Origin of the sequence: Enterococcus sp. DIV0800, from assembly GCF_050559735.1 — a bacterium.
Lineage (GTDB): Bacteria > Bacillota > Bacilli > Lactobacillales > Enterococcaceae > Enterococcus_A > Enterococcus_A devriesei.
Genome location: NZ_CP187899.1, coordinates 498,054 through 523,845, shown reverse-complemented (window position 1 = coordinate 523,845; position 25,792 = coordinate 498,054). Strand labels below are relative to the sequence as shown.

General features: G+C 38.8%; 19 protein-coding genes and 1 pseudogene. 17 read left to right on the top strand and 3 right to left on the bottom strand.

What is annotated here, in order from left to right; translation table 11 throughout:
- The first annotated feature begins 65 nt into the window (after nucleotides 1–65).
- The 13 genes and pseudogenes from IGI54_RS14405 (at nucleotide 66) to IGI54_RS14345 (ending at nucleotide 13,082) form a co-directional block, all read left to right on the top strand.
- On the top strand, nucleotides 66–821 hold the full coding sequence (locus IGI54_RS14405) for a DeoR/GlpR family DNA-binding transcription regulator (protein ID WP_430621621.1): 756 nt from the start codon (nucleotides 66–68) through the stop codon (nucleotides 819–821).
- A gap of 186 nt (nucleotides 822–1,007) precedes the next feature.
- Entirely contained in the window at nucleotides 1,008–2,795 is a 1,788-nt protein-coding gene (locus IGI54_RS14400; protein ID WP_430621620.1) for an L-fucose isomerase, read from the top strand.
- Nucleotides 2,796–2,809: 14 nt separating this feature from the next.
- Entirely contained in the window at nucleotides 2,810–4,300 is a 1,491-nt protein-coding gene (locus tag IGI54_RS14395; protein ID WP_430621619.1) for a rhamnulokinase, read from the top strand.
- Nucleotides 4,301–4,320: 20 nt separating this feature from the next.
- Complete coding sequence (locus IGI54_RS14390) at nucleotides 4,321–5,667, top strand: sugar porter family MFS transporter (protein WP_430621618.1); 1,347 nt, start codon at nucleotides 4,321–4,323, stop codon at nucleotides 5,665–5,667.
- Between the two features lie 4 nt (nucleotides 5,668–5,671).
- On the top strand, nucleotides 5,672–6,097 hold the full coding sequence (fucU, locus tag IGI54_RS14385) for an L-fucose mutarotase (RefSeq protein ID WP_430621617.1): 426 nt from the start codon (nucleotides 5,672–5,674) through the stop codon (nucleotides 6,095–6,097).
- Nucleotides 6,098–6,112: 15 nt separating this feature from the next.
- Entirely contained in the window at nucleotides 6,113–7,267 is a 1,155-nt protein-coding gene (gene fucO, locus IGI54_RS14380) for a lactaldehyde reductase (RefSeq protein ID WP_430621616.1), read from the top strand.
- Between the two features lie 157 nt (nucleotides 7,268–7,424).
- Nucleotides 7,425–7,610 (top strand): annotated as a pseudogene (locus tag IGI54_RS14375) (type I restriction-modification system subunit M N-terminal domain-containing protein); the annotation flags it as partial.
- Nucleotides 7,611–8,467: 857 nt separating this feature from the next.
- Complete coding sequence (locus IGI54_RS14370) at nucleotides 8,468–8,608, top strand: CAT RNA binding domain-containing protein (RefSeq protein WP_430621615.1); 141 nt, start codon at nucleotides 8,468–8,470, stop codon at nucleotides 8,606–8,608.
- Between the two features lie 59 nt (nucleotides 8,609–8,667).
- The gene (rarD, locus tag IGI54_RS14365) at nucleotides 8,668–9,654 is read left to right on the top strand and encodes an EamA family transporter RarD (protein WP_430621614.1); all 987 of its coding nucleotides are present in this window, start codon (nucleotides 8,668–8,670) and stop codon (nucleotides 9,652–9,654) included.
- Nucleotides 9,599–9,931: a PTS lactose/cellobiose transporter subunit IIA gene (locus tag IGI54_RS14360; protein WP_311901206.1), complete on the top strand. Its 333-nt coding sequence runs from the start codon at nucleotides 9,599–9,601 to the stop codon at nucleotides 9,929–9,931. Before rarD ends, IGI54_RS14360 begins: the two co-directional genes overlap by 56 nt.
- Entirely contained in the window at nucleotides 9,924–11,270 is a 1,347-nt protein-coding gene (locus IGI54_RS14355; protein ID WP_430621613.1) for a PTS sugar transporter subunit IIC, read from the top strand. Before IGI54_RS14360 ends, IGI54_RS14355 begins: the two co-directional genes overlap by 8 nt.
- A 19-nt stretch (nucleotides 11,271–11,289) precedes the next feature.
- A complete protein-coding gene (locus IGI54_RS14350) occupies nucleotides 11,290–11,598 on the top strand; it encodes a hypothetical protein (RefSeq protein WP_430621612.1) in 309 nt (102 codons plus the stop codon).
- The gene (locus IGI54_RS14345; RefSeq protein ID WP_430621611.1) at nucleotides 11,595–13,082 is read left to right on the top strand and encodes a M81 family metallopeptidase; all 1,488 of its coding nucleotides are present in this window, start codon (nucleotides 11,595–11,597) and stop codon (nucleotides 13,080–13,082) included. The genes IGI54_RS14350 and IGI54_RS14345 overlap by 4 nt, the downstream gene beginning before the upstream one ends.
- A gap of 158 nt (nucleotides 13,083–13,240) precedes the next feature.
- Here the strand turns inward: IGI54_RS14345 and IGI54_RS14340 are convergent, their stop codons facing one another.
- From IGI54_RS14340 to IGI54_RS14330, 3 genes are all read right to left on the bottom strand, one after another.
- Complete coding sequence (locus IGI54_RS14340) at nucleotides 13,241–14,059, bottom strand: helix-turn-helix domain-containing protein (protein ID WP_430621610.1); 819 nt, start codon at nucleotides 14,057–14,059, stop codon at nucleotides 13,241–13,243.
- A 309-nt stretch (nucleotides 14,060–14,368) separates the two neighbouring features.
- Nucleotides 14,369–16,609, bottom strand: coding sequence for a S8 family peptidase (locus IGI54_RS14335; protein ID WP_430621609.1), 2,241 nt, complete (start codon nucleotides 16,607–16,609; stop codon nucleotides 14,369–14,371).
- Nucleotides 16,610–16,754: 145 nt separating this feature from the next.
- Complete coding sequence (locus IGI54_RS14330; RefSeq protein WP_430621608.1) at nucleotides 16,755–17,807, bottom strand: AAA family ATPase; 1,053 nt, start codon at nucleotides 17,805–17,807, stop codon at nucleotides 16,755–16,757.
- A gap of 318 nt (nucleotides 17,808–18,125) precedes the next feature.
- Between IGI54_RS14330 and IGI54_RS14325 the strand changes: the two genes are divergently transcribed.
- From IGI54_RS14325 to IGI54_RS14310, 4 genes are all read left to right on the top strand, one after another.
- Nucleotides 18,126–19,046, top strand: a complete 921-nt coding sequence (locus tag IGI54_RS14325; protein ID WP_430621607.1) for a hypothetical protein — start codon at nucleotides 18,126–18,128, stop codon at nucleotides 19,044–19,046.
- 572 nt (nucleotides 19,047–19,618) lie between these two features.
- A complete protein-coding gene (locus IGI54_RS14320) occupies nucleotides 19,619–21,214 on the top strand; it encodes a type I restriction-modification system subunit M (RefSeq protein ID WP_430621606.1) in 1,596 nt (531 codons plus the stop codon).
- The gene (locus tag IGI54_RS14315; protein ID WP_430621605.1) at nucleotides 21,204–22,421 is read left to right on the top strand and encodes a restriction endonuclease subunit S; all 1,218 of its coding nucleotides are present in this window, start codon (nucleotides 21,204–21,206) and stop codon (nucleotides 22,419–22,421) included. Before IGI54_RS14320 ends, IGI54_RS14315 begins: the two co-directional genes overlap by 11 nt.
- 11 nt (nucleotides 22,422–22,432) lie before the next feature.
- On the top strand, nucleotides 22,433–25,585 hold the full coding sequence (locus IGI54_RS14310; RefSeq protein WP_430621604.1) for a type I restriction endonuclease subunit R: 3,153 nt from the start codon (nucleotides 22,433–22,435) through the stop codon (nucleotides 25,583–25,585).
- Nucleotides 25,586–25,792 lie beyond the last annotated feature (207 nt).

Genomic DNA, 25,792 nt, shown 5'->3' with positions numbered 1-25,792 from the left:
TTTCACAGATTAAGTTACAATGTGTTCAGTATTATTTAAAAAAGTTCATTTTGGAGCGTGATCCTATGTATCAAAAAGAAAGACTATCCAAGTTGATGACGATTATCAGCAAGAAAAAGATCGTCGATATCAAAGAGTTGGAGCAGTTGGCATTCGTTAGCCGTTCGACTTTAAGAAGAGATTTGATCCAATTAGAGAAGGAAAAAAAACTGATTCGTCACTTTGGTCAGGTTGAGCTTGTCAGGGACACAAATATTGAGTTCGGTTACAATATTCGATTGCGGGAAAATGAAGACGCTAAAAAAGCAATGGCGGAGATTGCCGGCGATTTCATCGGCAGTAGTCAAGCGTTGTTTATTGACTCCAGCAGTACATGTATCCATCTAGCACCGTATCTACAAAACCAGAATAATTTGATCGTGATCACCAATGGGATTCACTTAGCAGCTGTTTTAACGGAACATCCCAATATCGAGACATTTATCTGCGGCGGTCATGTAAAAAGTTTATCTGGTTCGATCTTAGGCGGCGAAGCAGTAGGGTATCTAAATAACTTCCATGCAGATATTACCTTTTTATCCTGTACAGGAGTCGATGAGCATGGCGTCTATATGGCCAGTGAAGAACAAACCTTTATCAAACGCAAAATGATCGAGCTGTCTGAACATGTTGTTTTGCTGTGTGATACTTCAAAAGTCAATAAGAAAGATTATTTTAGAATGTGTGGGCATGAAAGCATTGATACACTAATCACAAATGCACCATTGCCGGAAGAGATACAACGAGTATTAGAAGCGAAAGATGTAGAAGTTCTTTATTAATAGTCTAATAGCAGCTTATTTTTTTGCGAGATGAATAACATTGGTTTTTTTTGAACCAAAAGAAAGCGGAAACATGTTAATCGTTCATCAACTTTGAACACTATTGAACTTGATTGTGAAATCGTTCTATACTTCGTGTGTAGTAAAGGACAGAACAAAAAATTCATTATATGGAGGGTTTTACACATGTTGAAATTTGAATATCCAAAATTAGGTATCCGTCCAACAATCGATGGACGTCGCAGAGGAATCCGCGAATCATTAGAAGAACAAACGATGCAAATGGCAAAATCTGCAGCAGCATTAATTGAAAGCACTTTAAAATACCCTGATGGTACACCAGTAAAAACGGTGATCGCAGATACGACAATCGGCGGCGTTCACGAAGCGGCCCTTGCTAAAGAAAAATTTGATAAAGAAAATGTCTGCGGTACGTTGACTGTTACACCATGCTGGTGCTATGGCAGTGAAACAATGGATATGACGGCGGATATCCCGCATGCAATCTGGGGATTCAATGGAACAGAACGTCCAGGTGCTGTTTACTTAGCAGCTGTTTTAGCAGCACATACCCAAAAAGGGATTCCGGCTTTTGGAATTTATGGTCAAGATGTTCAAGATGCGGACGATACTTCGATTCCTGAAGATGTTAAAGTGAAGATCATTCGTTACGCAAAAGCTGCTTTTGCAACAGGGATCATGCGGAACAAAGCCTATCTTTCAATCGGTAGCGTTGCGATGGGAATCGGCGGTTCGATCGTAGACTCTGATTTCTTCCAAGACTACTTAGGTATGCGAAATGAATATGTTGATATGACAGAAATCGTTCGTCGTTGGGACGAAGGCATTTACGATCCGGAAGAATTTGAAAAGGCTTACGAATGGGCAAAACAATATACTCCAGTGGGCCCAGATATCTATAACGAAGACAATCCAGAAAAATTCTCTGATGAAGAAAAAGCAGAACAATTGAAAAAATGTGTCTTGATGGCGATGATCGCTCGCGATTTGATGGAAGGCAACGAAAAATTAGCTGAATTAGGCTTCAAAGAAGAAGCAGAAGGTCATTACGCAATCGCAGCTGGTTTCCAAGGACAACGTCAATGGACTGACCATTTTCCTAACGGCGACTACATGGAAGCCATGTTGAATTCACAATATGATTGGAACGGCTTGCGTTCTGCGAACATCCTAGCAACAGAGAATGATGCCTTGAACGGAGCATCTATGTTGTTCAATCATTTATTAACGAATACACCACAAATCTTCGCTGACGTTCGAACTTTTTGGAGTGCGAAAGCAGTTGAACGGACTTCTGGTGTGAAAATGGAAGGTCTTTTGAAAGATGGTTTCTTACATTTGAGTAACTCAGGTGCCCAAACGTTAGATGCGACTGGGGAAGAAACAGTCGATGGTCAACCCGTGATCAAACCTTTCTACGAATTATCAGAAGACGAAGCGAAAGCCAACCTTGAAAATACACGTTGGATTCCAGCCAATATCGGCTACTTCCGCGGTGGTGGTTTCTCTAGCAACTATCGGACAAAAGGTGGCGAAAAAGGAATGCCTGTTACCATGTGTCGTTTGAACTTAGTTAAAGGCGTTGGACCTGAATTACAGATCGCAGAAGGTTATGCAGTGGATCTTCCAGAAAAAGTCTTCAATATTGTCAACGATCGGACAGATCCAGGTTGGCCATCTACTTTCTTTGTGCCAAAACTAACTGGCAAAGGCGCGTTCAAATCTGTTTATGATGTTATGAATAATTGGGGCGCGAACCATGGTGCCATCAGCTATGGACATATTGGTGCGGATTTGATCACGTTAGCTTCAATTTTACGAATCCCTGTCAATATGCATAATGTTCCTGAAGAAGACATCTTCCGTCCACGAGCTTGGGCATCATTGGGAACTGAAAACCTTGAAGCGGCCGACTTCAATGCCTGCAAAATCTTCGGACCTTTGTATAACTAATAGGAGTGAACACTATGCCTGAAAAAAATGTCATAGCGATTGATCTAGGAGCTAGTTCTGGTCGCTTGATCTCTGGGAGTTTTGACGGTGGAAAAATTGCTTTGAAAGAGCAATTCCGCTTCTCAAACCAGCCGATCAACTTAATGGATTCCTTATACTGGGATCATCTGAAACTTTTTCAATCGATCAAGTATGGTTTATCAATCGCTGAAAAAGATCTGCAGACGATTGAAAGCTTAAGTGTTGACACTTGGGGCGTAGACTATGGATTCATTGATCACCTTGGCAAGGTGATCAATGCTCCTCATAGTTATCGCGATGGACGATCAACGCGTCACCAAAAAGAATTCGAGCAACAATTTCCTCCGGAAGAGTTTTTCTTTGCAACAGGTGTTCAGCCTGATACTATCGATTCTGTTATGCAATTATTCGCAGATTTCAAAGAGCGACCTTATTTGAAAAATGAGATTGATTCGATCTTGTTCATGCCGAATTTGATTGAATATTTTTTTAGCCACGAAAAAGTTAATGAATTCACGATCGCATCGACTAGCGGATTACTAGATGGTCAAACACGCGAGCTCAGTTCGGAGTTTTTTGAAAAATTAGCATTTGAACCACATTGGTTCGGTGAGATTCAAAAAAAAGGTCGCATATTAGGCAATCTTTTGCCACAGATCCGCAAAGAGTTGGGTCTTCATTCTGAGATCGAAGTCATCTCAGGGGTCGGACACGATACAGCGGCGGCCGTTTTGGCGTTACCGATCAAAGAAGAAGAAAAATTCGAAAGCGGTTTTATCAGCTGCGGAACATGGTCGATCGTTGGTACCCAAACAGATTTGCCGATCGTCACGAAAAAAGCTTTCGAAGCGGGCTTGACCAATGAGGGCTGTTATGACGGCGGAAACCGTCTCTTAAAAAACATTACAGGTCTTTGGATCGTCCAAGAATTACAAAAAGAATGGTCCTATCAAGGCGAGATGGTGGATTTTGGTAAAATGGCTGAATTGGCAGACGCAGCCGGTCCAGCAAAAAGCTACATCAACCCGAATTATGCCGCATTTGCGAACCCCGGTGAGATGGAGCAAAAAATCAAGGACTTCTTGCTGTTGACGGGTCAAGCATTGCCAAAAGACCGCGGAGAACTGCTGCGAATCATCTATGAAAGCTTAGCCCTCAGCTATACGCAAACGATCCGTCTGCTGGAAGAAAATACCGGAAAAATATTGCAGCGAATCTTCATGTTCGGCGGTGGGATTCAGAATGATCTTTTGGTTCAACTAACGGCCGACTATACACAAAAAACGATTCAGACTGGACCAGTAGAGGCGAGTGTTACCGGCAATATTATCAGCCAGCTGATGACTTTGAAATTACTAGAAGAGAAAGACCGCGTAGCAGTTTTGAAAAATTCATTTGAAAGTCAGACGATTCAACCGCAGCTTGCTGCCAAGGAGGCCGCAAGTACGACGGCTGCTTTTGAGAAAATCGCCGAGACTTGTTAGAGGAAGGAAGCGACACAATTATGAATAATGGCGAAAGCTATGTTGAAGAAGCTAAACCCGCAACAGCACCGATCGTGTATGTCTTTGCGATTTTAGGCGGTTTTGCTGGTCTGTTATACGGTTATGATTCTGGTGCGATCTCATTGGCTTTGCCGTCGATCACGACAGCTTTCGGATTGAACTCCGTTGAAAAGGGACTTGTTGTAAGTTTCTTGCTGTTTGGTGCTTTACCGTCGATCGTCGTTTTTACCGCGCTTGAGAAAAAAATCGAACGTCGAAATGTTTTGATTTTGGGGGGATTGATCTTCATCATCGGCAGTATTTGGTGTGCATTGGCACCGAATACACTCATTTTGATGATCGGCCGTTTTGTTTTAGGGATTGCCGCCGGAATCGCTAATATGTATGGCTTGATCTATTTATCTGAACTGGCACCAAAACATATCCGCGGCTTGATGTCTTCTTTATATCAACTGAGTGTGAATGTTGGGATCTTAGTCGCTTATGGCGTTGGGGCCCATAACCTGCCGACAAACGATTGGCGATGGACACTTGGGTTAGGTGTTGTACCCTCTGCGATCTTTATGATTGGTATGATCTTCAGTCCGCAAAGCCCCCGCTGGTTGATTCGTGACGGACAGGTGGGCAAAGCTCGGACTGTCTTGAATAAAGTCCGCGTTTCAAAAGAAGAAATAGAATCAGAGATTCAAGATATCCAAAAAAGCTTGACGACTCAAGAAGCTGGTTTGAACGAGTTATTCCATACCTTTAGACCAGTCTTGATCTTGCTGTTCGTGTTAACTTTTTTCCAAGTGTTCACGGGGATCAACGCAGCAGTTTACTATGCTCCTGAGATTTTCCATAATCTAGGCTTGGCACATGCCAGTATTGTGGCCAACTTTGGTGTTGGGATCGCATTAGTGGTCTCTACCTTGGCTTCATTGCCTTTCATCGATCGTCTAGGACGGAAAAGATTATTAGAGATCAGTCTTGGAGGACAAGTCATTCCAGCGATTGCTCTATGTATCTGGTCTGACAATGCGACGATTGCTGTTGCCGCGATTTTCCTATATGTGTTCATGTTTGGTTTTGGTTTAGGTCCAGTCTTTTGGTCTTACGTTCCTGAGATCTTACCATTAAAAGCACGTGCATTAGGAATGGGTGTTATTACCTTTACACAGTATTTATTGAATGCCGTATTTTCATTGGTATTTCCAGTTATTTTAGAAAAAATTGGCATCAATATCTTCTACTTCTTTGCAGCGTTATCTCTCTTTGCAGTTTGGTACATCAAACGTTATGTCTTGGAAACTAAAGGAAAGTCATTGGAAGATATTGAAGAATATTGGCAAGAAAGAGAGGAATAATCGAATGTTAAAGAATATACCTAAAGAATTATCACCAGAATTAGTCAAAACTCTGATGGAGATGGGGCATGGCGATGAGATCTTGCTGGCGGATGCGAACTATCCGGCAGCTACGAACAATGATCGTGTGATCCGAGCAGACGGCTTAGGCGTACCGCAATTATTGAAAGCGATCCTTGAACTTATGCCGCTGGACTCCTATTCAGACTATCAAGCTATTTTAATGGAAGTCGTTGAAGGCGATCCGACCAAACCAGTTGTTTGGGAAGACTATAAAGCGCAGATCAATGAAGCTTTTCCAAATGCAGTCATCAAAAATTTAGAACGACAAGCGTTCTATGAATACTCTAAGCAAAATTTTGCGATCATCCAAACGGGAGAAACCGCATTGTACGGGAATTTGATCTTAAAAAAAGGTGTTATTGAATAGAGGAGACGGGAAAACATGACAGTCAACAGAATGATTTTAAATGAAACATCTTATTTTGGAAAAGGCGCCATCCAAGAAGTCGCGACAGAAGCTAAAAAACGCGGATTCAAAAAAGCGTTAGTTGTAACCGATAAAGGCTTGATCAAATTTGAAGTCGCAACAAAAGTTATCAAAGTTTTGGAAGATGCAGGCTTAGAATACGCAATCTATGACGGGATCGTTCCTAACCCAACGATCGAAGATGTTAAAGCTGGAGTTAAAGCCTGTCAAGCAGCCGGGGCGGATTATTTAGTCGCGATTGGCGGTGGTTCACCAATTGATACAGCCAAAGCTATCGGAATCATTACAGAGAATCCAGAATTCTCTGATGTCTTGAGCTTGGAAGGCACAGCAGAAACCAAAAAACCAGCATTGCCGATCTTAGCTGTCCCAACGACTTCTGGTACAGCTGCAGAAGTGACGATCAATTATGTCATTACAGATAAAACAAACAGCCGCAAGTTCGTCTGTGTTGATCCTCATGACATCCCAGTCGTAGCTTTTATTGATAGCGATATGATGATGGGGATGCCGAAAGGTCTTTGTGCTTCTACCGGAATGGATGCTTTGACACACGCCATTGAAGGTTATATCACAAAAGGTGCTTGGGAAATGAGCGATATGCTCCACATCAAAGCCATCGAAATCATCAGTCATTCATTGCGTGATTCTGTTGCAGGCAAACAATCCGCACGAGAAGAAATGGCATTAGGGCAATATATCGCGGGGATGGGTTTCTCAAACGTTGGTCTAGGTTTAGTCCACGGGATGGCGCATCCATTGTCAGCTTGGTACAACACACCACATGGCGTAGCCTGTGCGACATTATTGCCATTGATCATGGATTACAACAAAGACTACACCGGTGAAAAATATCGCGATATCGCCATCGCAATGGGAATTGAAGGTGCCGCTGAGATGGATCTAGCAGCTGTTCGGGAAGCATCCGTACAAGCAGTGAAACAATTAGGCATTGATGTCGGCATTCCACAAAACTTGACCGAGATCGGTATGAAAGAGGCAGATATCGAAAAAATCGCGGCAGATGCCTTGCGTGACGTCTGCACACCAGGGAATCCGCGGGATACGACAGTAGAAGAAATTGTAGCGTTGTATAAATCTATGTTATAAGCTTTTAAGGAGCGTAATAGCAGTATTTGAAAACAGTTGGTAGAAAATGCTAAAAAACAAACTTATATAAATTTATTTAGAAGAACGAAGTTACTAAAAGTAATTTCGTTCTTCTATTTTTGTATCTCAAGATAACTCCTGTCTTTATCAACTTAAAATGGTAAAACACTATGATACGCAATCAATTGAATTTTATTTAAAGGGAGTATACAAAATGGGCGCATCAGAATATAAAAATTATCTGCTAGGACTAATCTTTTATAAATATCTACCAGATAAATTGTTTCAGCAGGTCGTATTACTAGCTGATGAATCACTAGAAGAATACAATACTCCGGAAAAATTGGATTTGAGTCAATATCTTGGGCACATCTTAGTAGAGACGGTTACCCTGTTTTCTTTTTGATAGGTTCTCACCATTTTTCACTAAATTCGCTTGTTCAATTTATTGAACAATGGTGTAAGGATTATACTGTTTCTTTGTTGTGCCGGGTATTAGAAATCCCTAGAAGTGTCTATTATTTTTATAAAAACAACCCGCTGACAGCTACAGAAATCAGAAATAATAAGTTGAAAAAGAAGATTTCAACAATTTTTTTATGAATAAACAACGCTATGGTGGTGCAAAGATCTATCAAGTTTTATTAAAAGAAGGTGTTTAGTATCTCTTAAACATGTCCAAGATATTGGCTCAGATCCAAAAGTAGAGAACTGAGTCCTATGATTGATAGAGGACTCAGTTCTTTGTATTGTAACTATACTCGAATCAACAGCTCTTTATTATTCAGTATCAAAAAAAATATTTTGTTCGCTTGACAAGATAATCCGCTTTCAATAAAATGGACTCAGATATTTAATTAATCAAATAAAAAAGGCACTCTACATTCTGGTCGGACCCAGAACATAGAGCCTTGAGAAGTCAGCACCAACTGACCCATCAAGTTGCCATAGTCAGTGTATCACACCGACTTCATTATTGTACCAAATTTAAGCTTTTTTTCTAGTCTTTTTTGTGGGTAAATTTTGAGGCGTGGTATACGTTTATTTCGCTATGTCAAAGGTATTGGGCAGTTAATGTCCGATACCTTTTTTCTTTGTTTTGGATCACAATAGGTGGTTGATTCGTCTTAGTGAAATAGCTGATGTTTTTATTTGAACTCATTATTTATCAGAAAGGGTGGGAATATGGTGGTTCTTCAGGTGTTAACGCATAATGTCGTGGTGGCTCGTGAAGGGAAAGGAGAGTGGGTCTTGGTAAAAAAGGGGATCGGATTTGGCAAGAAGAAAGGAGACGCGATCGTTGCTACAAATCTCGAAAAGAAATACCGAAAAATTGAATAGTTTAACCATTTGGAGGGTGACTGTTAGGCAGGCTTGATCCATTTCACAGAGAGTGTGAGATGTGTCGGGCCTGCCTTTTTATTTTAGCCAATTGGCTGACAGAAGGGATTGGTTCTATCAAGAAAGGGCTTATTTATGGGGTGATTACCTACACGATCTGGGGCTTTCTACCGATTTTTTGGAAGTTGTTAGAAGGAATTGACTCGTTGGAATTGCTGGTATATAGGATTATTTGGTCATTTTTGGTGATGTCGCTGACATGTCTCTGTTTTTTCAAAAAGGAGATGTTCGTCGAGCAATTATTGGTGGTGTGGCGAGATGCCAAAGTACGGTGGAATCTGTGTCTGGCGGCGCTTTCGATCGGTGGCAATTGGGGAGCATTTATCTATTGTGTCGCCAGTGGTCAAACGAATAACGCGAGCTTTGCTTATTTCTGCTCCCCGCTTTTTACGGTGTTCTTTGGGCACTTTCTTTTCAAAGAGCGGCTAAATGTCTGGCAACGGTTTGCGGTGGTGTTATTAATGGGAAGTATTTTCACAAAGCTGTTCACGGGGGCATCGTTGTCGTTCGTACCGCTGTTGATGGCGTTAGCGGTGGCTTATTATGGTGTGTTGGAAAAACAAGGGGCATTAAACCCGATATTTCGGATGTGGGTGGAGACAGTGATTTTATTACCTGTAGCGCTGATGATCATGTGGTTTACCAAGATGCCGTTGTTGTTGCCGATGTTGGGTGGCAATCTGTTGTTGGCGACTAGTGGGGCTGCTACAGCGTTGCCGTTGATCTTATTTATGGCTGCTAGTAAACGTCTGCCTCAGACGGTGTTGGCGATTTTGCAGTATTTGAATCCAGCCTTGATGTTAGCGGTCTCGGTGTTTTTGTTCCGGGAGCCGTGGCATCCTAGCGATTTGCTGACGTATAGCTGGGTTTTGGTGGGAAGTATCGTATTTGTGATTGGTCTTATGCAACATACTAAGGAGGAAGAAAAACATGACAAAAGAAGAAGTTCAATTGACAGCGTTTCAGATTATCAGCATCGCCGGTGACGCGATGGATGATTTTTATCAAGGATTGAGCACCTATCTTGATGGAGTCAGGTTAGATAGTGGGATAGTGGCGATGAAACGGGGGCAGGAGCGAATGGCGGAGGTGCATAATATTCAAACAAAGTTGATCAAAGCGGAGGTTAATGAGGAAGAGGTGCCATATTCTTTGATTATGACCCATGCGCAGGACCATCTTGCCAATGCGATCTCGTGGAGTCGGATGTGCCAGTTACTGATTGATCAGTTGGAACGTGAAGAGGTAGAAACTTATGAGTAAACAACTACAGAAGTTCTCGAATGTTTTGGAAAAACTCTTTGCGCCGCTGGCGGCGAAGTTGGCGGGGAACCTTTATTTGCAAGTAATCGCCACGTCTTTTATGACGATCTTGCCGTTGATTTTGATAGGTTCTTTTGCGTTGATTTTGTCGCAACCAATCGTCGACTATCAGTTGCTATCTTCGACAGATATCTTTTATCCCGTGATGAAGGGCTGGGCACAGGCGGCGGAGGTCTACGGTTCGCACCTGAATTTCTTGTTTGGGGTGACGTTAGGCAGTCAGGGAATCTATTTGTCACTGGCAATCGCCTATAATTTGGCGCAAAAACGTCAAATGAATGTTTTTTTAACTATGTTGGTGGCATTGGTCTCCTTTTTAGTGGTGAATAGCCAATACGTGGAATGGAATTGGGACACGGCCTATTTCGGCGGTACGGGGCTTTTTTCGGCGATCATCACGACCTTTGTAGCGGTGGAAATGTATCATCTTTTGGTGAAAAAAAAGGTGGGATATATTGCTTTTCCAGATACGGTGCCGGCGTCGTTGAAGGAGTCGATTGGAGCTTTGGTGCCATTAGCGGCAGTGTTTTTGACAATGGTGTTGATTCGTTTGATCTTTGCGGAAGTCTTTTCGACGTCAGTGCCAAGACTGATGATGATGATCGGGCAACCGTTGAATCTAGCGGTGGATTCGGTCTTTGGAGTTTCCCTTGCCTCGGTGGTCTCTCAACTAGGCTGGTGGTTTGGCATTCATAGTAGTGCGATCTTGTCAATGGTGATGCCGTCTTTTGATGCCAATATCTTAGAAAATGCGGCAGCTTATGCAGCGGGCACACCGTTGACAGAATTGCCTCGGATCGTGACAAGTTCGTTTTATTTTAATTTTGTGGCGATCGGTGGTGGTGGCGCGACATTAGGCTTGGTGCTGTTGATGTTGCGCAGTAAATCCATTCAGATTCGCACGGTAGGTAAGTTGGCGATCATTCCCGGAATTTTTGGGATTAATGAACCGGTGTTGTTTGGACTGCCGATCGTCTTGAACCCGATTTTTTTGATCCCGTTTCTATTGACCCAAGTGGTGAATATTTTCTTGTGTTACGGAGCGATGGCGGTGGGATTGGTCAATCGTACGATGATCAATGTTAGTTCCACCGTGCCGGTGGGCTTGGGGCAATGGCTGTCCAGTCTTGATTACCGGGCAGTGATTCTGACGGTAGTATGTATCGGCGCCAATATGCTGGTGTATTACCCGTTCTATAAATTATTTGAAAAAGAGAAGTTGGCAGAAGAACAGCAGCCTTTGGAACAGAGCACAGAAGACGCAATCGAAGTTTACTAGAGAGAAAGGAAGAATGAGCATGAATGTATTATTGGTTTGCCAAGCGGGGATGAGTACCGCGATCTTGTGTAAGAAAATCAGTGAGGTGGCAGAAAAAGCCGGGCAGCCCCTCCATATCGAAGCAGTAGGGCTGGAAAAAGTTGGACCGGAATCCCAGGCCAAACAGCTGGTGATGTTGGCGCCCCAAGTCCGCTACGCAGTGCCTAATGTCCGTAAAGAAGTCCCTGCTGAAATCCCGATCATGGTAATCAACTCCACCGATTTTGGCTTAATGAACGCAGAAGGTGTTTATCAAAATATGATGACGGTGGTGGAGAGTCGTAAATGAAGGTATTAGTGGGATTTTTTAATTCAGAGAGCAACGAGCATACATCGAAAATGATGAATAAGGAGAGTTTTCTCTTTGCGGAAGGGGACGATATGCTTTCGAGGATGGGCATTCAGCCCATCTTCGAAAGTCTAGGCACCCAACTGATTCCGGGATTCTACGCGAATGGTCATCCTGGTGGCTTGATCGAGAGAGCGGCATTTGACTACATCCTAGAGCGTTTTCTAGCTGGAGTAAAACAGAATCTATCTGAGCTTGATGGTATTTATTTGTATTTACATGGTGCCAGCAAGGTAATGGATTCGCCGGAAGGGTCAGCGGAATTTGTGATTTTACGGGAGATCCGTAAATTGGTGGGCGCATATCTGCCAATCGCCGTGGTGATGGACCCTCACGGCAATGTGACAGAAGAATTAGTAGCAATGACCAATCTGGTGACTTGCTACCGACACTCTCCTCATACAGATATCCAAGAGACATTCGACAAAACGGCAACCCTTTTTTGTGAAATCTTACAGGATCGAACACGAGTCATTCAACCGGTATGTCGCAAATTGCCGATCATCGTGGGAGGTGAGCGTTCGGTATCTTCGGACGAACCCGTCCGTTCCATCAACCAAAAGCTCGATGAATTGGAACAAGATCAACGAATCCTTTGTGCATCCTTCAATGTAGGCTATGTCCGGCATGACAGTGATCGGTTGGGCTGTGGAGTGACGGTAGTACCAGTCGATCAGCGTTATCGAGACTACGCCAAAGAAAAAGCTGATGAACTAACTGACTTTATCCTGCGCCGACGTTACCAGTTTCACTATCATGGGAATTACGGGGAGCTAGATCAGGTATTCGCTGAGGTGGAAAATAGGACAGAGAAACCGATTTTCATTACCGACTCCGGGGATAACTGTGGTGCCGGCAGCGATGGCTATAGTACGGTGATCTTACGAAATTTATTGGAAGCCTATCCCGATTGGCGGAAACCAACCTTGATCGCGGGCATTATTGACGAACAAGCGACCTCTGAGCTGGAACACCTCACACTAGGGGACGTAGTACAGTTCAAATTAGGGAAAGATCTAGATGAACGGTCTAAAGCAGTATCGCTAGAAGGAACGATCGTCTCAAGAGGAGTGGTCAGTCAAGACTACCAAGAGACCCCCGAAATGGGTTGCGTGGTCGGGGTGAAATTGAAGGACTATCCCATCACAGTAGTGGTGCAACGAGAATCGGTAAGTTTTACAGAACTAGCACAATTTAAGTGGGCGAATGTACCCGTGGAGGACTACGAAGTGATCGTAGTAAAACAAGGATATATCTCGCCAGACTTTGACACGTATGGAGCCTATTGCGTGATGGCATTGACAGACGGCCCAACTCAACAGGCGACGGAGAAGCTGACATTTAAGCAGATTCAGCGACCGATGTTTCCCTATGATGAAGTGGATTATGAATATCTGCCGAAGCTTAATGGGGGATTTGAGTAAAGAGTAATAACTAAAAATTGAAAGCATAAACGCATCCTTTCGCAATTTGGATTCATTTTCAAAAATGCGAAAGGATTTTTTATTTGGTTTTTTTTATTGCAAATTGAGAAAGTACACAAAAGTCATCTTAAAATAAAAAGATAACTTTTGTGAAGTCATTAATAATAGATTCGAGGTTCTGTATAGCTTAATTCAATTTTTCCGGGAGATAGGACTGAAGTATTGAGTTGTTTGGAATACATTAAAGTATGACTCTCTGATGTTCTTTTTTTGGTAGTGAATCCTCTCTTCATCAATAAAATTAGTTTTACCAATTCATTTTCGCTAGATGTATATTTTGAGATTTCTAGCTTTCTTCTAAGTAAAGAAAAATCTAGATTCATATATGGATACTGTGTTTTTACAATTCGATTAAAATATGGTTCGACATGGAAAACGATTAGGTTAAACCCAATTGTTTTAGCATAAATCTCAAATGAGTCGATCAGTTTAGAAAATGTTGACAAGAAATCATTTATATCTGTTGATGGATGAGAAATAGAGAAGTCGAAGTCAACAATTTTGAAAGTTAAACCTTCTAAGGTAACGTTAATTCTTATATTACATGAGAAATCCTTTTTGGAACGTCTATCGGCATGTAAATTCAAACTTTGCTTGTTGTTATAGGGCCTGAAAAGCAACCTTAATCCAGTTGTTTCTTTTACTAATGATGATAGTATTTCTAGATTTTTTTCATTAAAACACTTATCAATTAGTTTTTCATTAAGATACTCGCTGAACTTGTAGACCTTTCCTAATTCAGAAAAAGAAATATCTAATACTTCCATTAATCTTGTCACAACATTGATTGATACATTTCTAAATGGATTATCCATAATATCTCTTAATCCTCGACGAGTAATTCCCACTTGATCTGCCAGCCAACTTTGACTGAGGTTTTGTCCTTGTATTATTTCCTTAAGCCGATTTTTATACATATTGATCCCTCCTGATTTTGAGTATATCTGATAGTGATCAAATTAGAACTGTAAAATCGAGTTTACATTGATAAGAAAAAAGTACTAGATATTACCGGACTAAACCTTTTTAGATAACTGATAATTGGAAAGACGTGTTACAACAATTTAGCAAAAGAATAGGTAACACAAGATATACACGTTAAAATTAGACTAAAGAAATACTTTGAGGATTTCCAATATAAAAAGAAACTTTCAATTGTACTTTGATTGGGCAATAATTCTTCTAAGCTAAGAATTAACGACCTATTGACCCCTGCATAGAAGTTGTTATTCGAATTCGATATCCTCATTTAATTTTTGATGGATATCTTCACGAACTTGAATATCAAGTTCATTGACTAACCAGCCATTTAAGTAGCAATTCTTGATAAACTCGTCAATCCTGTTAACACCATTAATTTCTTTAATAGTTACCACAACACCAAAGCGAAGTCCTTGGCCATGTTCCGGATTCAGTCTATTATTAGTCTTTATTTCCATACCCCAATTTTTATTTTCTTTATACGCTTTTTTAGCTTGGGAGCGAGTTTTGGGTTTTTCAGCAACATATTTCACGTTATCCCATTTACGGAAATTTGATCGAGCATCAGATTCAAGTAAAAAGTATTTTTCTGAGTCAATATCTTCTTCTTGATTTTGACGATCTCCCTTAATATCGTTTATTTTTCCGTTATCTTTGATTCTCCCAAAATGGATATTTAGTTCTGTATTTGTGTAATCTACACCTTGTGTACGCTCGCAGATGGGGAAATAGCACATTGTTGCTCTAGCTACATAAGGATATTTGTCATCTTGAGAAGGAATCGGAAATTTATAATTATATGAATTCCATTTTTCACTAATATCTGTAACTAAAAACTTTATCTCATCATCTTCTGTATGGAGAATACTTTCTATTTTGATTGGAACTGTCCCATGTCCATACAATGATATTTCTTCGGGGGTAGGTTTATCTTTCCAACCTTTTGCAGCATCAATGATTAATGCTTTCGCGACCTCACGATTCAGACCTAAAATGTCAATTAAATAAGACAGTTTTCGAGCAATCCAAGGAGCAGCGTAAGACGTACCTGCTACATTTGCTTCTCCTAAAGGTTCACAGACACGAATATATTGTTCACCACTTCCTCCATAATAACTAATGTCGGGCTTTGCAAAAAAAGATAGTGCTAATCCTCTGCGAGAGTACCTTGTAGATAATCCATTTCGACTAACAGAATTTACCACCATACTGTTAATGGAGTCAGCGGGAGAGCCTATTTTAGTGATTGATTCATTTGGCTTGTTGGTTCCCGCAATGACAAAAATGATCTCGTAATCATATTGAATTTGATCTAAGACAGCCGCTTCTGCCGAAATGAAGTTATCATTAATTTCTTGATTGCTTCCTAATGAGATATTCCATACTTTGATATCGCGGTTGCTTGCAACAATTTCTTTGATTCGTTTGATGACCATAAAAGAAGAAAAATTCTTTCCCGCTGCTACACCAAAATGTCTAACTTTAAATCTACCACAGTTATCATCTAACCAAGGGTTTAGTCGTGGACCATCAACAATTATTGAAGAAACCGCAGTACCATGTTTATAGTCATCTTTATTTTTAGGGTAGTTTTCTGAGAGCATCTCATGATAATCTACCCATTTATTAAAATACACGCGTTCGTCAAACAATGTATCAATGACACCTATCGTTGGTTCTATTGTTGGATCAGGAATTTCCATTATCTGTTGAGGAATATGTGTGTCAAAATCTTCTGGAGATAATTCATTAAAATCGGTGCTTGCCATCGCCACAAGATAAGGAGCCTTTTCCTGTAGAAGTTTTAACTCATTTTCATTCAAAAACACGGTCTGATTATCAATGATTCTATGTGAAAGTATATTAATTCCCAAACCGGATAAGAGTTTTTTTGTATCCATTTTTGTATCGTACAGTGTAATGATACTTTCTTGGAGTACTTCTTTATAGCGGTCAATTTCGAATTTTTCAATATATGAAACATCAGCTATTATTTGTTTAAATAAGGAACGACTCATATAAGAATTATCGAATGTAAGTTGTTTAAAAAGTTTTTGATCGTCAAATATTTCTTTATTTATATATCCACCAATATTTTTTGTTAGAATTTTTGCAGCCTTTTGAAGGTTGAAAATACTTTTTTCTAAGTATCTATCTTCAACGTAGTAAGTGATAATGTGCTTTGTTTTTTTATCATTGAATTTTGCACCAACAATTGCATTGTTAGAATCCTTTCCCTTAAGCAAACCAGCAATCCGATTACTCTTGGCAACAATCTTGTTATAGTACACACTGACAAATACACCTTTAAATGGTCGTGACTCCTTTATCCAAAATGAACGGATTTCACTTAATTGTTCTTGCAAATGAATCAGTTCTTCGCTAGTCACAGGCACCTTACTGTTCATGCTGGCTCCACCACCGGAGGCAGTTCTAGCCGCTTGTTTAAACTTGTTCCCCCTTAACTCTAAAACATTATTTGACATAAAAATTCCCTCACTTCAGTTAACATGCATAGTTTTAATAGAAAAAGTTATTTGTACTCTCACTTCAATATTACACAACAAATTATCAATAATTCTGGTTCTATTCAATTTAACTATAAATTGAATAGTTGTTTAATTAATTTAGTTATAACTCATTCAAGATTCTAGAAACTGCACTTTTTGATTGACCGGTTAGTTTCTCAATTTCTCTTACAGTAAAACCTTGTTCATGTAATCGTTTCATACTGGTTTGTTCAAGATTACCAACTAGAGTGTTATACAATCGTTTTAAGTAATCGTAGCTATTATGAACATCACTAAAAGCTAAAGAGGTTTTGATAATATTTTTGAGTTCTCCTGGATAGGGAAGACTATCAGGGATGCTCAATATTTTTCTAAATAAACGAATATCTTTTGAAACTGTATCGAAATTCTTAATATAAGAAGAAAAGTAAAATTCCGCTACGTCGATTAAATCAGCTTTCGTGTAACGATTAAAATTAATAACGGCATCAAAACGTCGAGAAAGTGCTTTATCAAAATTCTTATAAAGATTCGTAGTAGCAATCAGCACGATTCCTTTATTTAAATCAGTTAATCGATCCAATTCTCTTAAAATTGCTGAGGTGACTCTCCCCATTTCGCGTACATCGTTACTATTGATTCTATCTAATGCTATTACATCTATTTCATCAAATAAGATAACTGTTTTTTCAGGATAAGGAAGTCTATTAATCTCGTTAAATACATTAGCAATATTTTTATTTGTTTGCCCAAGTTTACTATCAATTAAATTATCAAAATCCACATAGTATAAGTTACGATCAAGTAATCTAGCGACTTGTTTAGCTGCTTCTGTTTTACCACTCCCCGGTAAACCTTCAAATAAGAATTTGTTTATTCCGATATTATGATTGACTGCGTTAATTATCCCCTTAAGATCATCTGTTATATCAGTTGGTAAACTTAAAGAGGAGAGTGATTTTAACTCTATAGATTTCAAAAATTCACTTTCAAAATCACTTGCTTGAGGAGCGTATAAGTTAGATTCTGAGATCAGACTCATAATATATTCAGCTAATTGATAGTCACCTAGACTATCAAAACGTTTGGCAATTTCTATAGCTTCATTTCTGAAGGCAGTTTCGTTTCGTTCGACATGGTATTTTATTAGGTTTAATATGTTTTGTTTTTTCATCGTATTTTGCCTCCTACTGTTCTTATTGATTGTACACTATTCGAGGGACAAAGTATATAAAATAAGGGACAGGTTGTAATTGTTTTTATTGTATGATATTATCAAAAATGAAGAAAAAGAAAAACAGTAGATGGCCGTCTACTGTTTTTGGGAAATTAGAAATAGCAGCAACTCTTAGGAGCTCTACTAAGTCATTTATTATCAAGCAAAGTATAGCAACTATCAAAATTATTGTAAAGTCGTTTATTTTGTCAATGATGTTTGTATGTTATATCTGATTTCTTTTTTTTCTTACGAAAATAGAAAAGAGGAATCATTATGAAATTTGATGGAGCTATTTATAAGAAAAATGGTGAAGAGGAGTTTGTATCGCTTAACAACATTGACTCAAGAGTTGATTATTTAGATGTTGTAGATAATCTATTTTGTACTGGTGGTGGTTGCGAAGCCAAGATGACTTACAATAAAAGAACGACTGGTCCATATCTAAGTAAGCATAAGGCATATGAACATACTGAATCGTGTCCATACCACGAAAATGAAACCGTTACCGCTAAAAGCGTGACAGAATACATGAAAGAACTTGGCAGAACCTCAAACAAAGGGATTAAAAAGCGGAAAAAAGAGCTCATGAGCGATATGGATGCATATTTTAGTTCTAAGGAATCCGGCGAAGAACCAAAAACCGATAAAAGACCAACACCAAAGAAGAAGAAAGCAAAGGATGGTTCTACAACTGCTAATATTGTGACTAAAGTCGAATATGATGTAGAAGGTGAAATTATTGATACTTCGAATCCTGAGAAAAAGGTAAGAGAACCAACTTACTATAAGTTTTTGCCTCATCAGATCTCAGCAAAAGATGTTAATAAAAATCTACGAACGTCTGCTTTTATTCAATCCGTAATGGTGAAAGAGAACGGGAAATATGCAGAAATTCTTGGTGAGTTTGAGAATAAAAAGATTCGATTTGTTATCCCGGAAACTTTCTTTCAAGATTCCCGAAGAAATATCGCACCAGATATTTTGGAGAGCTATCTATTTGATCTAAAAAAATTTGTTGATGAGAACGATGTAAAATTGCTCATTACGACACTTTGTCATTCAACTACTATTGATTTAGAAGATCTAACTGTTTATATTTATGAACCGGATGAGATGGGATTTCAATTTGTAAATGGTCGGAAATTTGAGCGTTTAACGGATATCGTTATTGCAATCAATACAAAGGCAATATAATTTTTATTGCATTGGTGAAATTAGAAAGTAGTTTATTTGTACGGGTATAATTTAAAAAGATTCAACTTATGTAAGTTTGATGAGTACCTAAAATTCTTAAGGAAGAGTAAGAATGGGTAGAGGATATGGAGCATATGAGCGGTTAATTGCAGAAGACGATAAGTCCGCAACTTATGAATATGCTGCGTACAATTACAACATTCCAGAGTCGCATAACAAAGAGCATGAATGTGCTGGAATCATATCTTTTCCAAAATAAATCCTTCGTAAGTCTGAAGCTTATACTAAATGTAAGGAAAGGAAAAAGATCATTATCTCGCCCCATGAGGCCATTAGTGAAAGAAGAGAAGCTACCATAAAAATGGAGTTCGCTCTCCTGATTTAGAGCATCTAGCAAACTGCTAGATGCTTTTTTCTCATAAACGAGGTTGTTGAAAAGACCTTGTTTTTTTTGAGCATAACTTATAATTTTATATCAATAGTTTTAAGATGTTTCATGAGTTTATTGACTTAAAATGGTAAAATACTATGGTACGCAATCAATTGAATTTTATTTAAAGGGAGTATACAAAATGGGCGCAGAGCTAAATCAACGTTTATTTAGTGCAGCGGATAATCTTCGCAGCAAAATGGACGCAGCAGAATATAAAAACTATCTACTAGGACTAATCTTTTATAAATATCTATCAGATAAATTATTACAACAGATCGTATTACTAGCAGATGAATCACTAGAAGAGTATAACACAACGGAAAAACAAACAGATTTATATAAAGAGTTATTATCAGACGAAGACTCAAAAGAGGACCTGATAGCAACTATCGTCGATACATTGGGTTACGACATTGACCCAAAATATTTATTCAATGTATTAGCAGATCAAGCGAAACAAAATTTATTTCAATTAAATGATTTAAACAAAGCCTTTGTGGACTTGTCTTCAAAATATGAACAGTTTAATGGTTTATTTGATGACGTTGATTTGCAGTCGAAAAAACTAGGCTCTGACGATCAACAACGTAATGTTACGATTACAGAAGTTTTGAAGAAATTGAATGATATCGATGTGATTGGACATGAGGGCGATGTCATCGGTGATGCTTATGAATTCCTGATTAGTCAGTTTGCCTCAGAAGCTGGAAAAAAAGCCGGAGAATTTTATACGCCAGCTATGGTTTCAGATATGATGGCACAAATTGTCACGATTGATCAAAAAGATAAGAAGCTATTCAGCGTATTTGACCCAACTATGGGTTCTGGGTCATTAATGTTGAATGTTCGTAAATATTTAACTTATCAAGATAATGTAAAATTTCATGGACAAGAATTGAATACAACAACCTTTAACTTAGCAAAAATGAACTTGATCCTACACGGTGTTGATTCAGAAGATATGAACCTACGTAACGGGGATACCTTGAATAAAGACTGGCCGACAGACGAACCATATACATTTGATTCGGTCGTTATGAATCCACCATATTCAGCAAAATGGTCAGCGGATGCCTCTTTCTTAGATGATTCACGCTTTAACCGCTATGGGAAATTAGCGCCAAAATCAAAAGCTGACTTTTCTTTCTTGCTACATGGTTATTATCACTTAAAAGAAACTGGCACAATGGCAATTGTATTGCCTCATGGCGTGCTATTCCGTGGTGCGGCGGAAGGTACAATCCGTCAAAAATTATTAGAAGATGGTAGTATTTATGCAGTTATTGGAATGCCTGCTAATTTATTCTTTGGGACATCGATTCCAACAACCGTGATCATCTTGAAGAAAAATCGGACAACTCGTGATGTTTTATTTATTGATGCTAGCAATGACTTTATTAAAGGCAAGAATCAAAATAAATTATCAAAAGAAAATATTGAAAAAATCGTTTCGGCTTTTGTTGAACGAAAAAATATTGAAAAATATGCTCATTTAGCAAGTTTTGATGAGATTCAAGAAAATGATTATAACTTAAATATTCCACGCTATGTTGATACCTTTGAAGAAGAAGAGCCAGTTGATATGGTTAGTGTTGGGAAAGAAATCAAACAAATTCGTGAGGAAAAACAAGAGCTAGAAAAAAGTTTATTTGAAACGATTTCTACTTTACAAACCAGTCCAGAAAACGAGGAGTGGTTAAAAGGAGCATTAGAGGTGTTTGATCATGGAGAATAAACAACCAGCAGTGAGATTTTTGGGATTTGAAGGAAATTGGAGTAGGGAAAAGTTTAAAAATTATATTAGCAAGTCTGGAAAAAGAAATTCAAGAGATGAGAATATTCCCGCATATTCGGTTAGTAACAAAGTGGGACTTGTTCAACAATCAGAGCACTTTGAAAATAGCCGATTAGATAATCTTGATAAAAAAAGCTATAAATTTGTTCATCCGAAGGAATTTGCTTACAATCCTGCTAGGATTAATGTTGGATCGATCGCTTTTAATAATTTGAATCATTCTGTGCTTGTCAGCTCATTATATGTAGTAATAAAAATGAGTGAAAAAATAGATAATGAGTATATACTGCAGTATATAAAATCAAGGGATTTCATTAATGAGGTTAGAAGAAATACAGAGGGAAGTGTAAGAGAGTATCTTTTCTTTGAAAATTTCAAAAATATAAGGTTTCCATACGTTGGAAACATAAATGAACAGAAAAAAATAGGTTTTTTTCTAAAACAATTTGATGAAAGAATATTTTTACATCAGCAAGAACTCACTACTCTAAAACAAACAAAACAAGGCTTCTTGCAAAAGATGTTTCCGAAAGAAGGGGAAAAAGTACCAGAAGTACGATTTCCAGGATTTACTGATGATTGGGAACAACTTAGACTAGGAGATATTGCTCTTTTATGCTCGAGCAAACGAATTCATTTAAGTGATTATGTAAAAAAAGGTGTTCCATTTTACAGAGGCAGTGAAATAAGTACACGAGGAGTAGCCGAAAAACAAGAGCTTTTTATTTCCGAAGAATTATATCAAGATATAAAAGAAAAATATGGAGTCCCGAGCGAAAATGATCTACTGATAACTGCAGTTGGTACTTTAGGAAATGTATGGAAAGTGGATAATAGAAAATTCTATTATAAGGATGGAAATTTGATTCAATTAAGTAACTTGAAAGCTGACTCCGATTATGTGTATTCCTATTTTGATGATGGAATCGGAAAAAAAAGGCTACTTGACAGTGCGGCAGGGTCAAACCAGAAAGCTTTGACGATGGTAAAAATGCGTGAAATAATAATTCCTGTGCCAACAAGAAGTGAACAAAAGAAAATCGGCTCATTCTTTAAACAATTAGACAAAACTATCGCTCTTCATCAACGTGAACTTGAACTTCTCCAACTAACCAAAAAAGCATTCTTACAGAAACTATTTGTCTAGGAGGTGTCATAATGAAAATTCCTCATCGGGAAGAAGCAGAAGTGGAACGTCAATTAATTGATGTCTTAGGTGAAGGCTATAATCAGTGGACTTATCGCTCCGATTTAAAGTCTGAAGCTGATCTTTGGCAAAATCTACATCAGAAAATTGTTCAGAATAATTTATCTGAAATTGGTGAACATCCATTAACTGATAAAGAATTTGAAACGATTAAGATGGAAATTTTATTGCGTACGCAGACACCTTTTGATGCGGCGAAATGGTTGAAGGGTGAGAATGGCATTGCTCGGATTACGATTGAGCGTGAAGATGCTAGTTTAGGTTCAATTTCTCCGATTATTTATTCTAATCAAGACATTGGTGGTGGGCTTTCTACCTATGAAGTGGTCAATCAAATTGCGAAACAAGGTAGTAGTGCGGATGCGAGAGATCGTCGTTTTGATGTGACGTTATTGATTAATGGTTTGCCGATTGTTCAAATTGAGTTGAAGCAAACGACTGCTAAAGATGGCGTGTACCAAGCGTTCAATCAAATCAAAAAGTATGCGGAAGAAGGAATGTTTCGGAATAATATCTTTTCTACGCTGCAATTATTTGTCATTTCGAATGAACAAACAACGCGCTATTTTGCTAATGCGATGCCGAAAGATATGCACAAGAAATTCTTATTTAGTTGGCGGACAAGAGATAATAAGAAGGTCGAGAACTTGTATGAGTTCTGCAAGCAAGTGTTGAATATTCCAAAAGCCCATCGGTTAATCGCTGACTATACAATTGTTAGTGAGGATCAAGACAATAAAGTCCTGATGGTGCTTCATCCCTATCAGATTCATGCAATTGAAGCATTATTTACTGCGGCAAATAAGCATGAATCTGGCTATGTTTGGCATGCGACAGGTTCAGGGAAGACATTGACGAGTTTTGTTTCAACGAAGCTGCTGGCCCGAAAAACAGGGATCGATCGGACGATCATGTTAGTCGATCGTAAAGACTTAGATAGTCAGACTACCAGTGAATTTACCAAGTTTGCGTCTGAATATAATACAGGAATTTCTTCTGGCAATGCCAAATCGAATAGTTTAATTGTCGGAACAGGTAGTGCGAAAGAACTAGGCGATACGTTGTTAGCAGATGCCAATGCGAATGTCGTGATTGTGACGACACGTCAGAAATTGGATGCGGCGTTGAAGTATGCTAAAAAGCAAGAAGAGAAAAATGGCACGAATCGCTATCAAAAATTAATGGGGCAACATATCGTTTTTGTCGTGGATGAATGTCATCGTGCCTTAAGCGCTGAAAATATGGAGGAAATTAAAGGTTTCTTCCCAAAATCGACTTGGTTTGGTTTTACCGGTACACCAATTTTTGAAGTGAATAAGAAACAAGCCAAAGGGCAATTAGCTCGGACAACGACAGATCAATACGGGGAAGTGTTACACACCTATACCATCAAGAATGCCTTAGAAGATGGTTCTGTGCTAGGGTTTCAAGTAGAACATGAGAATACGATTGAAACAACCTCGTTAGACAATAAAATCCATAATGAACTAGCTAAAGTCGAAAAATATGCGGACTATTCCCCCGAACAAATCAATCTGATTGTTGATAATATGAATCCGATCAAGAAGGAAAGCTACATTGAGCCAGCGGTCTATGATCATAATGATCACATTCAAAAAGTGATTCATAAAATTTTACGACCGAATAATGCGTATACGAAATTTGATTTCAGAAACGGTCGTCCAACAAAATCGGCGATTCTAACCACCAGTTCAATTCAAATGGCGAAGAAGTATTACCAAGCGATTAAGGAAATGACGAAAGAATCAGATTGGATACAACGGGAGTTTCCGAACCAACCAATTCGTGAAGGACGAACGATGGATGATCCTGATTTTCCAAGAATTGCTATCACTTATTCGTTAGATGAAAATACAGACAATGCCAAAGAACAACAAGATGAGATGCAAGGAATTATCAGTGAATATAATGCCTATTACAATACTGCGTGGAACTTAGCTGAAATTGAACGCTATAACGGAGATATCAACAATCGTTTGGCTAGAAAAAAAGCTGAGTTTAAACAGTTTGGCAGACAAATCGATTTAGTTATCGTTGTTGATCGGCTATTGACAGGTTTCGATGCACCAACGATTCAAACGTTATTTGTTGATCGGAATTTAGAATATGCGGGCTTGATTCAAGCCTTTTCTCGTACCAATCGAACCTATCCAGATAAAACTAAAGGATTAATCGTGACCTTTAGAAAACCGAATACAATGGAGTCTAACGTTGCAGAAGCGACTAAATTATATTCAGAAGTAAAAGAAGATTCTGGCCTAATTTATCCAACTTATAATGAGTCAAAAAAACGTTTCAAAAAAGCATATCGAAAACTGCAAGAATTTAGCCTCTTACCGGGTATTAGTGAAGACACGCCATTGGAAACACGGGTGGATTATGTCAAAGCCTTTCAGGAGTTAAATAACTCTTATGAAGCGTTGGTGACTTATGATGAATATAATGAGGATATTGTTGGTTCAGAAGCTCTTAAAGGTCAGGTTTCAATCTTAGAAGAACAAGTAGGCGTTTATCAGACGATAAAAGGATCGCTAGTCGATGGTGATGATGGCGGTGGAGAAAAAGCAGACCTGTCATCGATTGAATTCTTTAGTGACAATTCGATCAAGCTGTATGACATTGACTCTTCCTACATTGATCAACTTCTAGGAACCTATGCAGCGAATAGTCCAGATGTTCGTGAAGAAATCGAAAAAGCACTGAAAAAATTAAATAAAACCGAGTGCGTGAAAGATGTGTATCGTCAGATTCTTAATGCGTTCGATGAAGAACAAATTGAGCCCAATGAAGATATTTTCGTCGTTAAACGTCACTACTTTACCCAAGCAATTGATCAGATCGTTGGTCATTTTGCGGAAGAGTGGTTTGTCTCAGGTGATGAACTTCAATCCTCAAGAGTGCAATATATCATCGGTGAAGATCCGATTCCCAATATCAAAGGAGTCATCGAAAGTAAGAATTTTGAAGGGTATAAATCGCAAAATCCAGAGGCTAAGCCATTCAAATATCCACAAGCGATGAAACGCGCATGGCGTGAGGTTCTTGATGAAGAGTTGATACCTTTAGAAGATGAATTGCGATAGATCAAGACTATGTAAAAAAACCTTCGATTTTTAGGTAGTACTAGCATTTTTGTACTAAAACTCGCTGTCTACATTCAATAAAAACAAGCTCAGCTCAAAAGCCTCGTTTTAAAAATGAGAGCGTTGAGTTGAGCTTGTTTTTTTATTTATAAATGACTTGAATGTCAGCTTCTAATGGTTTACGAAATAGTTGTTAAAGAGGTCGTA

Bases quoted from the DNA above. Each gene is read 5' to 3' on its own strand.
- IGI54_RS14360 (WP_311901206.1), top strand. From the start codon at position 9,599: ATGACAAAAGAAGAAGTTCAATTGACAGCGTTTCAGATTATCAGCATC.
- IGI54_RS14320 (WP_430621606.1), top strand. From the start codon at position 19,619: ATGGGCGCAGAGCTAAATCAACGTTTATTTAGTGCAGCGGATAATCTT.
- fucO (WP_430621616.1), top strand. From the start codon at position 6,113: ATGACAGTCAACAGAATGATTTTAAATGAAACATCTTATTTTGGAAAA.
- IGI54_RS14350 (WP_430621612.1), top strand. From the start codon at position 11,290: ATGAATGTATTATTGGTTTGCCAAGCGGGGATGAGTACCGCGATCTTG.
- IGI54_RS14315 (WP_430621605.1), top strand. From the start codon at position 21,204: ATGGAGAATAAACAACCAGCAGTGAGATTTTTGGGATTTGAAGGAAAT.
- IGI54_RS14345 (WP_430621611.1), top strand. From the start codon at position 11,595: ATGAAGGTATTAGTGGGATTTTTTAATTCAGAGAGCAACGAGCATACA.
- IGI54_RS14400 (WP_430621620.1), top strand. From the start codon at position 1,008: ATGTTGAAATTTGAATATCCAAAATTAGGTATCCGTCCAACAATCGAT.
- IGI54_RS14340 (WP_430621610.1), bottom strand. From the start codon at position 14,059: ATGTATAAAAATCGGCTTAAGGAAATAATACAAGGACAAAACCTCAGT.
- IGI54_RS14330 (WP_430621608.1), bottom strand. From the start codon at position 17,807: ATGAAAAAACAAAACATATTAAACCTAATAAAATACCATGTCGAACGA.
- IGI54_RS14405 (WP_430621621.1), top strand. From the start codon at position 66: ATGTATCAAAAAGAAAGACTATCCAAGTTGATGACGATTATCAGCAAG.
- IGI54_RS14335 (WP_430621609.1), bottom strand. From the start codon at position 16,609: ATGTCAAATAATGTTTTAGAGTTAAGGGGGAACAAGTTTAAACAAGCG.
- fucU (WP_430621617.1), top strand. From the start codon at position 5,672: ATGTTAAAGAATATACCTAAAGAATTATCACCAGAATTAGTCAAAACT.
- IGI54_RS14355 (WP_430621613.1), top strand. From the start codon at position 9,924: ATGAGTAAACAACTACAGAAGTTCTCGAATGTTTTGGAAAAACTCTTT.
- IGI54_RS14310 (WP_430621604.1), top strand. From the start codon at position 22,433: ATGAAAATTCCTCATCGGGAAGAAGCAGAAGTGGAACGTCAATTAATT.
- IGI54_RS14395 (WP_430621619.1), top strand. From the start codon at position 2,810: ATGCCTGAAAAAAATGTCATAGCGATTGATCTAGGAGCTAGTTCTGGT.
- IGI54_RS14325 (WP_430621607.1), top strand. From the start codon at position 18,126: ATGAAATTTGATGGAGCTATTTATAAGAAAAATGGTGAAGAGGAGTTT.
- rarD (WP_430621614.1), top strand. From the start codon at position 8,668: ATGTGTCGGGCCTGCCTTTTTATTTTAGCCAATTGGCTGACAGAAGGG.
- IGI54_RS14390 (WP_430621618.1), top strand. From the start codon at position 4,321: ATGAATAATGGCGAAAGCTATGTTGAAGAAGCTAAACCCGCAACAGCA.